The organism is Bacillus sp. PAMC26543, assembly GCF_014250375.1.
In the GTDB taxonomy this organism is placed as follows: Bacteria; Bacillota; Bacilli; order Bacillales; family Bacillaceae; genus Bacillus; species Bacillus halotolerans.
In genome coordinates this window covers 3842841-3857588 of the sequence record NZ_CP060193.1, presented here as the reverse complement: position 1 = coordinate 3857588, position 14748 = coordinate 3842841, and the positions used below count along the sequence as shown (strand labels likewise).

13 protein-coding genes and 1 pseudogene are annotated in these 14748 nt (G+C 44.6%); 9 read left to right on the top strand and 5 right to left on the bottom strand.

Annotated elements, in window-relative coordinates:
* Positions 1 to 25 precede the first annotated feature (25 nt).
* Both H7F27_RS19380 and natR read right to left on the bottom strand, forming a co-directional pair.
* Positions 26 to 982, bottom strand: coding sequence for a two-component system sensor histidine kinase NatK (locus tag H7F27_RS19380; protein WP_105991794.1), 957 nt, complete (start codon positions 980 to 982; stop codon positions 26 to 28).
* 12 nt (positions 983 to 994) lie between these two features.
* Positions 995 to 1696, bottom strand: coding sequence for a two-component system response regulator NatR (gene natR / locus H7F27_RS19375; RefSeq protein ID WP_059292023.1), 702 nt, complete (start codon positions 1694 to 1696; stop codon positions 995 to 997).
* Positions 1697 to 1839: 143 nt separating this feature from the next.
* Between natR and natA the strand changes: the two genes are divergently transcribed.
* The 3 genes from natA (at position 1840) to H7F27_RS19360 (ending at position 4809) form a co-directional block, all read left to right on the top strand.
* Entirely contained in the window at positions 1840 to 2580 is a 741-nt protein-coding gene (gene natA / locus H7F27_RS19370) for a sodium ABC transporter ATP-binding protein NatA (RefSeq protein ID WP_059292022.1), read from the top strand.
* A complete protein-coding gene (locus H7F27_RS19365; RefSeq protein WP_059292021.1) occupies positions 2581 to 3741 on the top strand; it encodes an ABC transporter permease in 1161 nt (386 codons plus the stop codon).
* A gap of 135 nt (positions 3742 to 3876) precedes the next feature.
* Positions 3877 to 4809, top strand: a complete 933-nt coding sequence (locus H7F27_RS19360; RefSeq protein ID WP_105991792.1) for an aldo/keto reductase — start codon at positions 3877 to 3879, stop codon at positions 4807 to 4809.
* A 37-nt stretch (positions 4810 to 4846) separates the two neighbouring features.
* On the opposite strand, the gene H7F27_RS19355 is transcribed toward H7F27_RS19360, so the two are convergent.
* Together H7F27_RS19355 and H7F27_RS21030 are read right to left on the bottom strand one after the other, a co-directional pair.
* Complete coding sequence (locus tag H7F27_RS19355) at positions 4847 to 5911, bottom strand: DUF4352 domain-containing protein (protein WP_105955398.1); 1065 nt, start codon at positions 5909 to 5911, stop codon at positions 4847 to 4849.
* Positions 5912 to 5934: 23 nt separating this feature from the next.
* Positions 5935 to 6069: pseudogene (locus H7F27_RS21030) on the bottom strand (hypothetical protein).
* 160 nt (positions 6070 to 6229) lie between these two features.
* On the opposite strand from H7F27_RS21030, the gene H7F27_RS19350 reads away from it, so the two are divergent.
* Positions 6230 to 7651: a YcdB/YcdC domain-containing protein gene (locus H7F27_RS19350; RefSeq protein ID WP_185848958.1), complete on the top strand. Its 1422-nt coding sequence runs from the start codon at positions 6230 to 6232 to the stop codon at positions 7649 to 7651.
* A 185-nt stretch (positions 7652 to 7836) separates the two neighbouring features.
* Positions 7837 to 9198, top strand: coding sequence for a YcdB/YcdC domain-containing protein (locus tag H7F27_RS19345; RefSeq protein WP_185848327.1), 1362 nt, complete (start codon positions 7837 to 7839; stop codon positions 9196 to 9198).
* A 5-nt stretch (positions 9199 to 9203) separates the two neighbouring features.
* Here the strand turns inward: H7F27_RS19345 and H7F27_RS19340 are convergent, their stop codons facing one another.
* Positions 9204 to 9707 carry a peptidoglycan L-alanyl-D-glutamate endopeptidase CwlK gene (locus H7F27_RS19340; RefSeq protein ID WP_185848326.1) on the bottom strand — a complete coding sequence of 168 codons (504 nt, stop codon included), beginning with the start codon at positions 9705 to 9707 and terminating at the stop codon, positions 9204 to 9206.
* A 120-nt stretch (positions 9708 to 9827) separates the two neighbouring features.
* Here H7F27_RS19340 and H7F27_RS19335 point away from each other — a divergent pair, with 120 nt between their 5' ends.
* From H7F27_RS19335 to H7F27_RS19320, 4 genes are all read left to right on the top strand, one after another.
* Positions 9828 to 10949, top strand: a complete 1122-nt coding sequence (locus tag H7F27_RS19335) for a response regulator aspartate phosphatase (RefSeq protein ID WP_185848325.1) — start codon at positions 9828 to 9830, stop codon at positions 10947 to 10949.
* A 110-nt stretch (positions 10950 to 11059) separates the two neighbouring features.
* On the top strand, positions 11060 to 11836 hold the full coding sequence (locus tag H7F27_RS19330) for an SDR family oxidoreductase (RefSeq protein ID WP_024120119.1): 777 nt from the start codon (positions 11060 to 11062) through the stop codon (positions 11834 to 11836).
* Between the two features lie 27 nt (positions 11837 to 11863).
* A complete protein-coding gene (locus H7F27_RS19325) occupies positions 11864 to 13552 on the top strand; it encodes a glycoside hydrolase family 13 protein (protein ID WP_185848324.1) in 1689 nt (562 codons plus the stop codon).
* 191 nt (positions 13553 to 13743) lie between these two features.
* Positions 13744 to 14718: a metal ABC transporter substrate-binding protein gene (locus H7F27_RS19320; RefSeq protein ID WP_185848323.1), complete on the top strand. Its 975-nt coding sequence runs from the start codon at positions 13744 to 13746 to the stop codon at positions 14716 to 14718.
* The last annotated feature ends 30 nt before the right edge of the window (positions 14719 to 14748 follow it).

Genomic DNA, 14748 nt, shown 5'->3' with positions numbered 1-14748 from the left:
GAAAAGCCAAGCTTTTCAAGGTTTTTTATTTTTGGAACGGAATTTTAATTTCTAATCGGAAGACAGGATGGCGATATGTGAAATCAAGCTTGCCAAAAGCTTGGTTCACCAGCCTTTGGATCACATAAGTGCCGATTCCTTCATGAGTGCCGCTTTTCGTCGTATGGCCGAATGACTGATACAGTGTATCGAGCACTTTCGGTTCCATGCCGGGTGTCGTATTTTCACAAATCAGCACATAAAGCCCGCTTCGCAGTGATGTCTCCAGCTTGATCTCCGCTTTCTCAGGGGCCTCTGCAGCGCTGTCGAGCGCATTTTCTAATATGTTGCCGGCCAGGCTGACCTGATCAGCGGGAGAGAAAGGGAGGGAAGAAAGCGGTGTATGCAAATGCAGTGAAACGTTCACATTCGAAGCGTTTGCTTTTTCCAGAAAGTCATACAGCACCCCTGCAATGTACGCACTCTCTCCTTTCAAAAACCGGTCATATTGGCTGTACTGGCCCGCCCAATGTTTTATGTATGTTTGTGTGTCCGGCTCTGACTGCGCCGAGCTGAGCGCTGTGATATGCTTCATTGTATCGTGATTCCGGCTCCTGACATCCATCAGCATTCGATTGGCGTGCTGTTCAGCCTGAGTCAGCCGATCGATTTGTTCAAAAAGCTTTGTCAGCGAGCGGTACAGCCCGATGCGGAGCCATTCACACGTTGCGAATATCACAATCACAATCAGCAGCGCCAATCCAGAGGGGGCGATCAGCAAAAACGCCGCCGACAGAATGTGAATCACGGCGATACATGAATAGAGCTGATGCGGACAGCGATCCCGCATAGGCTTCGTTTTCCATATGTATAAAACCGCTGCCGCCGCGCCTAAAGCAGCGGCGAGCCAAGAAACGGCTGTGCTGTGCGATAGAATGGCAGCCGACTGATAAAATAGGAAACTGAATAAAAACAAATAAAGACATTGAAACAGAGTTATCACAACCTGCGCTCCTCAAAAATAATAGTTTTGAAAATAATCAAGCTGCTGCTTGGTAATCATCGCTTTTTTAGATGTTCCCTCGAACGAAACCGTAAACGAATGCTTCGTATAAGCGGAAAAATGCTTAATGTAATGAATGTTGATAATAAAGGAGCGGTGCGAACGAAGAAAATCCTTCTCCGGAAGATCGCCTTTAATATCGTTTAATGTTTGATACGTTTGCACTTCTTCAGCTGTTGTCACAATCGTCGTCGACCGTCCTGTGCGTTCGGCGAAAATGATATCCTTCTTTTGCAGCACATGCATTTTAGATTTTTGTTTAATCAAAATCCGCCCGTTCAAGCTCGTTTCCGTTTTCTTTTTGAAATAACGTTCGAAGGAAGAGCTGAGACGATCGGCGTGGTACGGCTTCATAATATAGTCGTGGACGTTCAGGTCAAATGCGTGAACCGCATAGCCGCTGTTGCCGGTGACGAACATCACATCCACATCCAGCGAATGAGATCTGATTAAATCCGCCAGCTCGTAGCCTGACATGTGAGGCATCTCAATATCGGCAAGCAGAAGATCAATGTCCCCGTTCTTCACCCGGCTGTAAGCTTCCTCCGCCGAATCGGTGGCAAAGACAATTTCGACATCCTGCATTCTGGACACGATTGCTTCCAGCTTCTCTAAATCTACTCGATAATCATCGACTAGTCCGACTTTTACCATTATCATTCCCCTAGTTAAATAGAATCATCTTTATTTTATCCCATTTCGCGACATAAAAAGAACTCTTCGCGACAACTTTATCCAACAAATCCAGCTTTTCGTATATAGTCATTACTAGAAATAATGAAAAGGGAGATTGTGACATGATTACACTGACGGATTGCAGCCGCAGGTTTACAGATAAGAAAAAAGTAGTCAAAGCTGTGCGTGATGTAAGCTTAACGATTCAAAAAGGAGAAGTCGTCGGCATTCTCGGAGAAAACGGAGCCGGCAAAACAACGATGCTGAGAATGATCGCGACCCTGCTTGAACCGACACAGGGTACGATCGCAGTAGACGGCTTTGACACGGCCAAGCAGCCGGCGGAGGTCAAGAAACGAATCGGCGTCTTATTCGGAGGAGAAACAGGACTCTATGACCGGATGACTGCAAAAGAAAATTTACAGTACTTTGGCCGGCTGTACGGGCTGAACCGCCACGAAATCAAAGCGAGAATAGAAGATTTATCAAAACGGTTCGGCATGCGTGATTATATGGACCGGAGAGTGGGCGGGTTTTCAAAAGGAATGAGGCAGAAAGTCGCCATTGCCAGGGCGCTGATTCACGATCCGGATATCATTTTATTTGATGAGCCGACGACAGGACTAGATATTACGTCAAGCAATATCTTCCGTGAATTTATTCAGCAGCTGAAAAGAGAACACAAAACCATCCTGTTCTCCAGCCACATTATGGAGGAGGTACAGGCGCTCTGTGACAGTGTCATTATGATGCACAGCGGAGAGGTCATTTACAGAGGAGCACTTGAAACACTATACGAGAGCGAACGCAGCGACGATTTGAACTACATCTTTATGTCTAAGCTGGTCAGGGGGATTTCATAAATGGTAGGACAGATTTATAAAAAAGAGATGATCGACGCATTACGGGACAGAAAAACAATTTTACTGACGATCTTGGTTCCGATGATTACGATGCTGGGCCTTGTGTTTTTCTACGAAAGCATGCTGTCGGACAAAGGGGAGCAGTATACGATCGCTGTCGGCCAGTCCCTGCCGTCTGAGCTGGAACATAAGCTGAATGCGATTGACGAAATCAGTGTAAAGACATTCGCAAAACCTGAACAGGCGGTCGATGACGGCAAAGCGGATGTGTATCTGAATGTCCCGAAAGAGTTTGATTCTTATATCACCAGTATGACATCTTTTGAGGTTGACGTTTACGGCAGCTCGGTCGATCAAGGTTCATCAAATGCTATGCAGCTTGTGCAATCTGCCTTAGAGCAGTACAAAAATGAAATTGTGCAAGAACGTTTAACGAGTAAACATATTGACCACTCGGTGATCCAGCCGTTTTCGGTTCAGCAAAAAGAAGCAGATGAAGAGCAAGGCGTTTCCGCGATCATGCTTTCCGCCATTCTTCCGATGCTGCTTTTAACATCAATCGTTTCCGGTGCCATGCCGATTGCTCTAGATATTATTGCCGGAGAAAAGGACCGGAAATCCATAGAAGCGCTGCTGTTAACCCCGGTCAGCAGAAACAAAGTGTTAGTCGGCAAGTGGCTTGCGGTTTCTACCTTCGGGATAGCCTCTGGCGTATTGTCACTGATCTTTCTGATTCTGTGCACCGTCTTATTTACGGAAAAGTTAAGAACAGCCTTTCAGCTGGGAGATCACTTATGGGTCATTATCGGAGCTTCAGCTTTGATCATCGTGCTTTCTGCAATGCTGATCGCCGCAATGGAGCTTATGATCAGCATCATTTCCGGCACGGTAAAAGAAGCGCAGAGCTATATGTCTCTTGTCGTCTTTCTGCCTATATTCCCGATGTTTTTCATTTTCAATAAGGCGCCGAATCAAATCGATCTATCCTACTTTTTCATCCCATTCTTAAACCTGCACGCCTTATTTAAACAGCTGTTATTCGGGATGATAAATCCGGCTGCCATTCTATACACGTGCGGAACCATCGTCGTGCTCATCGCCATTTTCTTTTTACTGGCCAGAGCCTGCTTCTTAAAAGACAAATGGGTTCTGCCAAAATAAACTTGCAAAAGGAGAAATACACTTTCTCCTTTTTGTGTATGCTGAAAAAAGAAGGAAAATAGAAAAAGGATATCTAATACAGAAAGTGGAACCTGCGCTATTTTTCATCAAATCATTTCGGAAGGAGAAGGGACAATGGATCAAACACGTGCACTTGGGCAAACGAATTTACAGGTGAAACGGATCGGATTCGGCGCAAATGCGGTCGGCGGGCATAATCTGTTTCCGAATCTGAATGATGAAACTGGCAAGGACTTGGTTCGCACGGCATTGGACGGCGGCGTGAACTTTATCGATACCGCCTTTATATATGGATTGGGGCGATCCGAAGAATTAATCGGTGAGGTCGTTCAGGAACGCGGTGTCCGGGATCAGCTCATGATCGCCTCTAAAGGAGCCCATAAAGAAGGAAACGGCCGCATTGAATTAGACAACAGCCGGGACTTTCTTCGCGGCGAGGTGGAAAAGAGCCTAAAGCGGCTGAAGACAGATTACATCGATCTATATTATGTTCATTTTCCGGATGGCAAGACACCTCTTGCGGAAGTCGCGGGCACGCTGAAGGAACTGAAGGATGAAGGGAAAATCAAAGCGATTGGAGCCTCGAACCTCAATTATCAGCAATTGCAGGAATTTAATGCGGACGGCTACTTGGAGGTCTTTCAGTCAGAATACTCTTTAATTCAGCGTGATGCTGAGAAGGAGCTGCTCCCATACTGTGAAAAACACGGGATTTCCTTTATTCCGTACTTCCCGCTCGCATCCGGGCTGCTGACCGGAAAGTTTACAAAAGATGATGCCTTTGACGACACTCGAAAGGACAAGCCGCAATTCCAGGGAGACACCTTTATTCAAAACCTGAAAAAAGTGGACAAGCTTAAAGCGGCAGCTGAGGAAAAGAATGCGGAAACGGCTCATGTCGCCTTGGCTTGGCTGTTAACGAGACCGGCTGTAGACGCAATCATTCCAGGTGCTAAGCGCCCGGAACAGCTGAAGGCTAACCTGAAAACCTTAGATGTTGAACTGACGGATGATGAAGCAGATTTCATCAGCAGGATTTTTAAATAAAAAAGGAAATAGCCACAGGGCTATTTCCTTTTGATGTTTATTCTTTAATGAATGCTTCAACTAATTCTGCTGCTCTGTAATCGTCCATATCAAGCTGCCACTGATCGATGTCATTTTTCTTCATTTTCACTTCAACCGTTTTTTCACTTGAAGCCGGGCCAAGCTTTTTGAACTCTTCTGGATAGACTTGAAGTGCATATTTTACAGCATCTTCATAGCTCGCACCTGAATTCTTGCTGTAGTAGTCTTTCATTCTGTCCTCGATGCGGTCGGAGAGAGAAGAAGCGTCGACTGGTTTAATTGTAGCTTCTACAATGGCTTCATCCTTTGAGATTGAAGTTGTTTTCGCTTGAATCGATGAGTTTTTGCTTAATCCCGCTTTAATGCCGTTCACGATATTATCAAGCGCTTTGCTGTCCGCATATGTGCTTGAAAGGCCTGATGCTGAGAGGTAGCCGTCTTTTGCTGACTCGTTAAAGTCGTTCACAATCTCATTTTTGTTAGCGCCGGTGATTTTTTCGAAATCTTTGTTATCTTTACCGAAAAGAAGGACATCTATATATGCCGATAAAGCTTTCGCAGAGTCTTGGAGCTGATCTGCTGTCGCAAGGATTTTTTTGTCTTTTCCATCAATGTTGAATGTAACTGATTTTGGCTTCTTATCACCGTAAGATTCCGGCGTATAATTCAGCTCGTATTTTTCGCCTTTATCTACAACGAAGAAAAGATTTCCTTCAACGGATTTGTCAGTGTTAATCGTGCTGCCCTGCAGCTTTTCGTTATAGTCTTCAGGATCTGTGTCAGACATTTTGGTATCACCCTGATACAAAGTGAAATCCATATTGTCTACATTAAGCGGTTCTTTCCCTGTGTTTTTCACAGCGACATTTACCTTTAACACGAGCTGATCATCTGAAGTTGACTTATCATACTGAGACGGAAGTGTATAAGAGACATCTTTGATCTTAACTTGAGCTATATCTGCGCTTTTTTCTGTTTCTGAATTTTTCTTCTCCGCGCTTGTTTTACTTCCGGAACAAGCAGCTGTAAACAGCATCAGCAGGAGAACAAGGAAAACAGCGTACGTTTTTTTCTGAAACATTCATTTTTCCTCCTCAAATGGTTTTAGGAAAGGGGAGCCTTTTGTCTTTGAGAATTGGATCTTTTTGAATGGATTGACATCATCCAGCCAAAAAAATCGGTTCTTTTCTCACGGTTTTACCCAGATTTATGGAAACTCCGTCCTTCTTTGCGATTGATGACCTATAAAAAGTTGCAACGGAATTAATTTTAAGATTATTAGCTTTTATATTGAATAGGTTCATCATACTATTTTTGGTGAAAAATGTTCTGGTAAAACTGGAAAACACAGAAATTTGTGTATATTAGACTATTACTTTGTGATCAGTCGAAGGGTGACATTCGAACGAAGAAGGGGGCCGCCTTGGTGAAAAAAGAGGAATTGAAACAAAAAGCACTGGAAATCGGCCGTGTGCCGACACACTTAAAGCTGGAAATTGAAGATTATGGTGATGAACGGAAAAGGTCGTATTTTTGCTGGATAGATCCGCAGGATGAACACAAAGGGATCATCGTAGAGCTTGGACCGGACGGACAGCTGGAAGGGCTTTCTCGTGATATTGAGCTTGAAAGCGATGAGAAGCTGTCCGAAGACCAAATAGAGGATATCTTGATTCAGTTCGTGAACTCTCATTATCCTGAAGCTCCGTCTGCATTTGTCCGTGAAGAAAATGATGAGGCGTATGATGATAAAGTAAGGTTTTCATATGTTCAAATGGAAGACGGGCTGCCGCTTCCTATGAGCGGATTTATGGCTGATGTCTCCTTATCAGGGGAGGTGGTGTATTTTCGGTATTACGGGAAAGCGTGCAATATAATCAAGCCGGAACAGGTCGCAGATGAAAAAGAAGCACTGGCTTATTTCAAGAAAGATGTAGATGTCACTCTCCTGTTTGAGATCCTTCATCGCTCTGTCTACAAAAACGGAGACGATCAGCCGCATTTGGTGTATGAGTTTGAAAACGCGGGCATTGCTGTGCCTGCTGATTTGGTTCGAGAAGAAAAAGAATTTGATAATGACGATTACAGGGAGCGGGAAAGCTTTCCTCTCCCTTTATTCGAGGGCATTCACGAAAAGGCCGATCCTGGCAGCATGATCGGGGTCGAAAAAGGCTTAGTCAAAGAGCGGGAAACGGATCTAGGGGATGGGAGAATCGGGGTCGTCTGGCGGAATCCGGATAATCCTGTGTATCAACCGGCGGATAAAAGCATGGACAGCTGGTTAAGAGGACGGATTCACCAAGTGCTGAAAACCATCCATAACAAAGAAACCGGAAAACTTGAAGGTGTTATGTCTTTTATAGACGAAAAAGGGCCGTATACCGTAAGCGAGGAAGAGTGCGAAAAAATCGCCATTCGTTTTCTGTTTGCGTTGTTTCCGAATGCTGATCAATATTTTAAGATCAAATACGATGAACAGGATGAAGAAAGCTCGTCAGCCGTCTTTACGTTTGACGTGCACTGTAACGGAGTTCCGCTTCGGTTTGGGCAGGTCAAAATCTGCGTCAGCCGCCAGACAGGACTTATTACCGTTTACATGGGACCGGACATTGACCCTGAAGTGCTCCAAGCGATTGACCCTGTTCCATCCATTTCACCGGAACAAGCCAAGTCTATCTTTTGGCGCCATTTTAAAGTCGAGCTTGGCTGGGAGAGAGAATACGAAGAAGATGAAGAAAACAGCTATCGTCTCGTCTACAAGCCGGTATATCCGAGATTGATTGATGCCCATACTGGTGAGGCTGTCATAAGTGCATTGTAAAACAGTCAAAAGTCACACATTTTCGGCATGTGTACTGGCTGATGTATGAAAAAAGTAATAGAAAGAATGTGGAAATCCAGTTTCCTTAATAGAAAAGGACCTTTCTTCACTTTCAAAGAAGAAGGGTCTTTTTATATAATAAACAAGGTTCTCTTTGTCGTAGACTCTTTGAAAGGATGACTTCATTGGTAAACAAACAGCTGAAAAAGAAGGCGCAAGAGATCGGAAATGTACCGCCGCATTATGAGCTTGAGATCGAAGATTATGCTCAAAAACAAAAGAAGAAGGGGCATGCATACTTCATTTGGAAGAACCCCGAAGATCCGGAAAAGCAAATTATCGTGGAACTCTCGAACGACGGCGCTCTGCTCACATTTTCAACAGCCGCCGGCCTCGAGCAGGACAAAAAGCTCCCAGATGCCGAGCTGAAGCTGACAGCTCTTCAGTTTGCCGCAGCCCACCATCCGGCCACATTTATGAAATTTCATTTTCAAGCCAAGGAAGAACGAGGGCATCACATCCGGTTTGTTTATACAAAAAAACAGCTGGGCCTCTCGCTTCCTAATTCAGGATTTTTAATAGATATCACCCGCAGCGGACAGATTGTCCATTTTTTATATTACGGAGAAGGGAACAAAGCCGACATCCCAAAGGAATTCGTAGAGAAAGAGAAGGTCATTTCCCATTACGTCAATACCATGTCTTTACGGCTCATGTATGACGTCATTGATGATGAACAGTCGCCCAGACTCGTCTATGAACCGATTTTGCCCGGTTACAGCTATCCAGCGGATGTAGATGAAATCGTGCCTGACCAGCATATATCGGATGAAAGAACGGAAAACGGGGCGCCTCTCCCGCCGCTTGAAAAAAAAGAAGAAACCGATATATATGGAATGCTTGGATTTACCCCTGATATGAAAAAAGTCGGTGAAAAGGACTTCGGAGAGGAACTTGGAAGCACTTGGCGCAAAGGCAGTGCGCCGGAGCGAAAGGATTTAAGCATAGGAAGCTATTTTGCAACGAGAAATAAAAATACAATCAAAATGAAGACTGATAAAAAAACAGGAAAATTAAAAGCAGCTATTTCTTTTATGGAACAGCAGGGTTCTGCACATTACTCAATGGAAGAATGCCAAGAGACAGCGCTTCAGTTTTTGTACGCACTCTATCCGAGAGCTGATGAGTTTTTCAGAGTTAATCCAATCCGAATCGACGAAAGAGGCAGGGTCCGCAATCATTTTTCTGTCTGGTATAAAGGAATACCGCTGCGGTTCGGCGCTGCCCGCATCATCGTCAACCCGGAAACCGGAAAAATTGACGCTTTTATGGCTCCGGATATAGACCCAGAGCAATTAGAAACAATCAACCACAAACCGGATGTTTCAGCTGACGAAGCGAGAGAAGCATTTTTATCAGCGTTTGATGTGAAGCTGGAGTGGCAGCCTGATTTTTCAGCAGGCAGCCATCAGCATTATAAGCTTGTGTATAAGCCGATTTATCCTTCATATATTGACGCGCATAAAAGAAAAAAGAAGAGGCTGTGAGGTGTCTAGTCAGGAATCATCTGCAAGTGAGGGTAATCCTTGAACCGTTCCCAATCCCCGCCCCACTCAAATCCGAGTTTTTTAGCGATGGTGACGACCTCCAGCCAATCTGATTTCCCGTTTTGATTGCCGTCGTAATCCATATCCCATAAGATGCTTCCATCCTTTTTCTGAAGAGCAAAATCAATCGCCAAACCATAGTTATGATATGATTCCCCTCCTTTTGCATAGGTGACAATATTCCCTTTTTTTGTACGTCCTTGCTTATATAATTCGTCTTGTTCCTTGAAGGATCTGAATCCTTCGGTAATCACGATTGAGATGCCTTTATGCGCAGCGGCAGCCTTGAGGGTGTCGGCATTCTGCTTCACAATCGGATTAAGAGCAGACGGAACAGGCCTGTCCTGCAGGGCGGTTTGCGAGTGCCATGCGTGCCGCACATATGAAAAACAAAGGTCCGCCACAAACAGGAGGCATAAGATGAAGGATGTTTTTGCTATTAATTTCATACCGGTCTCACTTTCTCATGAGGTGCTGAATGTTATGTTTTAAGCCATTGACTCTCTCTAAAAGAGAATAGCTATGATAAAATATAACATAAATAGTAGCAGGAGGAAGGAGGCAGAACAATGAGAGCAAAGATTCCATCTGAAGAAGTGGCGGTAAAACTAAACGAATGGTACAAACACATTCGTGCGTTTGAAGCAGATAAAGCAGAAGCGTTAAAGCAGGAGATCGAGTACGAATTAGAAGACATGGAAGAAAATCAGGATTTGCTATTATATTTTTCTTTGATGGAATTTCGGCATCGGATCATGCTGGACAAGCTGATGCCGGTGAAAGACAGCGACACCGAGCCTCCGTTCTCTGACATGCTGAACGAAATTGAAAGCAATCAGCAAAAACTGACGGGCTTATTAGAATATTATTTTTACTATTTCAGAGGGATGTACGAATTTAAGCAGAAAAATTTCATTTTAGCCATCGATCATTATAAGCACGCAGAGGAAAAGCTGGAGTATGTGGAAGATGAGATTGAAAAAGCTGAATTTCTTTTTAAGGTCGCAGAAGTGTATTATCACATCAAACAAACGTATTTTTCGATGAATTATGCAAGCCAGGCGCTTGATATCTATACGAAATACGAACTGTACGGCCGCCGCCGTGTGCAGTGTGAATTTATCATTGCCGGAAATTTGACGGATGTCTATCATCATGAAAAGGCGCTCAAGCACTTGTACAGCGCTTTGGATCATGCAAGGCAGCTTGAGGAAGCATATATGATTGCCGCCGCTCATTATAACGTAGGCCACTGTAAGTACAGCTTGGGAGATCTTAGCGAAGCGGAGGGCTATTTCAAGAAGGCCGCCGCCATTTTTGAAGAGCACAAATTTCAGCAGACCGTTCAAGCTGTATTTTCACTGACACATATCTACTGTAAAGAAGAAAAATATGAGAAAGCAATAGAGACGTATCAACACGGGGTAAAATGCGCGGCAGAATGGGCGGATGACATGTACTTAACAAAATTCCGCCTTATTCACGAGCTTTATCTTGGCAGCGGCGACAGGAAGGTACTCGAAGAATGCTTTGACCTTCTCGAATCCCGCCAGCTTCTCGCTGATGCAGAGGAGCTGCTGCTGGACGCGGCAGAACGCTTCAATCAGCAGCAAAATTACGAGTCCGCCGCTTTCTTTTACCGCAGGCTGATGGACATAAAAAAGACACTTGCCGAGCAGCGCTTCCAATAAGAGATGGCAGAGAACCGAAAAGGTTCTCTGCTTTTTTTATGCTGTTTTCAACCCGGAAAAATGGGGTATTTTCCAGATACACAATGGAAAATCAGAGGAGGACATCATTTATGTATAAAGACTTAATCGGGAAAACAGCCATCGTAACAGGCTCTTCAAAAGGAATCGGGAAAGCCATTGCGGAACGCTTTGGCCGCGAGAAAATGAATGTGGTGGTGAATTATCATAATGATCCGTCAGGAGCCGATGAAACAGTGGACATCATTAAGCAAAATGGAGGGAAAGCCGTCGCAGTCGAAGCGGACGTGTCAAAGGAAGAAGGGATTCAGGCGCTGATGGATGCCGCTTTAGAACACTTTGGCACGCTTGATGTAATGGTGAACAATTCAGGCTTCAACGGTACAGAAGCCATGCCGCATGAGATGAGCCTTGAAGATTGGCAAAGGGTCATTGATGTAAACGTAACGGGAACCTTTATGGGGGCAAAAGCCGCGCTCAATCACATGATGAAGAACAATATCAAAGGCAATGTGCTCAATATCTCAAGTGTTCATCAGCAGATTCCGCGCCCAGTCAATGTTCAATACTCAACTTCTAAAGGCGGCATCAAGATGATGACGGAAACGCTGGCGCTTAACTATGCAGACAAGGGAATTCGCGTTAACGCGATAGCACCGGGCACTATCGCCACAGAGTCCAACGTCGACACGAAAAAAGAAGAAAACAGACAAAAGCAATTGAAAAAAATTCCGATGAAAGCCTTCGGAAAACCGGAAGAAGTGGCGGCTGCAGCGGCTTGGCTCGTATCGGGAGAAGCGAGTTATGTCACCGGCACAACACTGTTTGTAGACGGGGGAATGACACTTTATCCGTCTCAGCTCGAGTAGAAAGAAAAAAACAGGGGGGAGTGCGGGATGAAAAAAGACTGGTGGAAGGATGCAGTCGTTTATCAAATATATCCAAGAAGTTTTCAGGACAGTAATGGAGATGGGATCGGGGATTTGCGGGGAATGATTTCCCGGCTGGACTACATAAAGGAGCTTGGGGCAGATGTGATTTGGATATGTCCCATCTACCCTTCTCCAAATGTTGATTACGGTTATGATGTGACTGACCATAAGACGATTATGGAGTCTTACGGCACGATGGAGGATTTTCATGATCTGCTTGACGAGGTGCATCAGCGCGGCTTAAAGCTTGTCATGGATTTTGTCCTAAATCACACCTCAGTCGAGCATCCGTGGTTTAAAGAAGCGGAGCTGGACAAAAACAGCAAGTACCGCAGTTATTACTTTTGGCGCCCCGGAACCGAAGATGGCCCGCCGACAGACTGGGTGTCAGACTACGGACGTCCTGTTTGGCAATATGAGGAGCACACTGGCGAATATTATCTGCACATGAATGCCGTCAAACAAGCTGATTTAAACTGGGAAAACCCTGACGTTCGCCAAGCGGTATATGACATGATGAAGTTTTGGCTCGATAAAGGGGTCGACGGCTTGCGTATAGACCAGCTTCATCTGATCTCAAAGAAAGAGTTCCTTCCTTCACATGAGGACTACGTCAATCAGTGTGCAGAACCGAAACCCTTCCAGCCGAACGGCGAACGCATCCATGACTATTTAAAAGAGATGACAGACGAAGTATTTTCACAATACGATGTCATGTCGGTCGGTGAGGTTGGCTCTGTCACACCGGAGGAAGGCTTGACATATACGGGAACGGATAAGCATGAACTGAATATGATTTTTCACTTTCAGCATATGGAGCTTGACCAGCAGCCGGGAAAAGAACATTGGGATCTGAAGCCCCTAAAGCTTTCTGATTTAAAATCTGTATTAACAAAGTGGCAGAAGACGCTTGAACATAAAGGCTGGAATACTCTGTTTTGGTGCAACCACGACCAGCCGCGGATCGTTTCCCGTTTCGGAGATGAAGGGAGATATCGCAAAGAGTCTGCGAAAATGCTTGCCACTGTCCTTTATTTTATGAAAGGCACGCCGTATATTTATCAAGGAGAAGAAATCGGCATGACAAACGCGCCGTTTACGAGAATTGAGGACTACAAAGATATCCAAACGATTAATATGTATCATAAACGGGTGTTTGAGAACGGCTATGATCCTGAAGAAGTGATGACTTCTATCTTGGCCAAAAGCCGGGATCACGCCCGGACGCCGATGCAATGGAGCAGCGGGAAGAATGCCGGATTCACGGACGGAACGCCATGGCTGAAGGTCAATCCGAACTATGCATCCATCAATGCCGAGGAAGCGGAAGCAGACCCAGATTCCATTTTAGCCTATTACAAAAAGGTGACTAGCCTGAGAAAGCAGTATGCAGATCTCATAAAAGGAAGCTACGATCTCTTGCTCCCAGATGATCCGCAGCTGTTTGTATACGTCAGAGAGAACGGCCGGCAAAAGCTTTTGGCGGTGAATAATTTTTCAAAAGAGCAGGCTGTATTCCAATGGCCGGAGTGCTGCAGCAAGGATCAGGCGTCCCTTTTACTCAGCAATTATAAAAACAACGGTGATATTGCTGATGAAATGGTGTTTCAGCCTTACGAGAGCAGAGTATATCTTTTGAACACAAGAGAATAAGAAGTCAGCCCGGCGCAGTTTGCCGGGTTTTTCAGTACATATATCCGCGCTGCACGCGGGAAAAATAAAAACATAGCGTCAACATAAAATTAATCTTGCAAAACGTAATGACTTCGGTTTATTATTATTAAGGATTACAAAATCGTTATCATTTTGATTTAAAGTCATTGTGAAAAAGAGGGGATATCGTTATGTTTAAAAAATGGAGCGGTTTGTTTGTGATTGCAGCGTGCTTCTTATTGGTCGCGGCATGCGGCAACTCATCAACGAAAGGGTCAGCGGATTCAAAGAGTGATAAACTGCACATTGTCACGACGTTCTACCCGATGTATGAATTTACGAAACAAATTGTGAAAGATAAGGGCGATGTGGATCTTTTAATTCCGTCTTCTGTCGAACCGCACGACTGGGAGCCGACGCCGAAGGATATTGCAAGTATTCAGGACGCAGATTTGTTCGTTTATAATAGCGAATACATGGAAACTTGGGTTCCTTCAACTGAAAAAAGCATGGGCCAAGATCATGCGGTTTTCGTAAATGCGAGCAAGGGCATCGATTTAATGGAGGGCTCTGAAGAAGAACACGAACATGAACATGAACATGAACACGGAGATCACGAAGAGCATGAACACAGCCATGAAATGGACCCTCATGTATGGCTCAGCCCTGTTTTAGCGCAAAAGGAAGTTGAAAATATTACTGCGCAAATCGTGAAGCAAGACCCGGATAACAAAGAATACTATGAGAAAAATAGTAAAGAATATATTGCAAAACTGCAGGATCTTGATAAACTATATCGTACAACCGTAAAAAAAGCGGCGAAGAAAGAATTTATCACACAGCACACAGCTTTTGGCTATTTGGCAAAAGAATACGGCCTGACTCAGGTTCCGATTGCGGGGCTTTCTCCTGAACAAGAGCCGAGTGCAGCTGACTTAGCAAAACTGAAAACGTATGCGAAAGAGCATGACGTGAACATTATATATTTTGAAGAAATTGCATCCTCCAAGGTTGCAGATACACTGGCCAGTGAAATCGGCGCGAAAACAGAAGTGCTGAATACGCTGGAAGGCTTAAGCAAAGAAGAACAGGATAAAGGTATAGGGTACATCGACATCATGAAGCAAAACCTCGATGCCCTGAAAGATTCACTATTGGATAAATAAAAAGATAGTGTGCGCCGGAGGGTGCACACT

Bases quoted from the DNA above. Each gene is read 5' to 3' on its own strand.
- H7F27_RS19320 (WP_185848323.1), top strand. From the start codon at position 13,744: ATGTTTAAAAAATGGAGCGGTTTGTTTGTGATTGCAGCGTGCTTCTTA.
- H7F27_RS19325 (WP_185848324.1), top strand. From the start codon at position 11,864: ATGAAAAAAGACTGGTGGAAGGATGCAGTCGTTTATCAAATATATCCA.
- H7F27_RS19360 (WP_105991792.1), top strand. From the start codon at position 3,877: ATGGATCAAACACGTGCACTTGGGCAAACGAATTTACAGGTGAAACGG.
- natA (WP_059292022.1), top strand. From the start codon at position 1,840: ATGATTACACTGACGGATTGCAGCCGCAGGTTTACAGATAAGAAAAAA.
- H7F27_RS19355 (WP_105955398.1), bottom strand. From the start codon at position 5,911: ATGTTTCAGAAAAAAACGTACGCTGTTTTCCTTGTTCTCCTGCTGATG.
- H7F27_RS19335 (WP_185848325.1), top strand. From the start codon at position 9,828: ATGAGAGCAAAGATTCCATCTGAAGAAGTGGCGGTAAAACTAAACGAA.
- H7F27_RS19330 (WP_024120119.1), top strand. From the start codon at position 11,060: ATGTATAAAGACTTAATCGGGAAAACAGCCATCGTAACAGGCTCTTCA.
- natR (WP_059292023.1), bottom strand. From the start codon at position 1,696: ATGGTAAAAGTCGGACTAGTCGATGATTATCGAGTAGATTTAGAGAAG.
- H7F27_RS19365 (WP_059292021.1), top strand. From the start codon at position 2,581: ATGGTAGGACAGATTTATAAAAAAGAGATGATCGACGCATTACGGGAC.
- H7F27_RS19340 (WP_185848326.1), bottom strand. From the start codon at position 9,707: ATGAAATTAATAGCAAAAACATCCTTCATCTTATGCCTCCTGTTTGTG.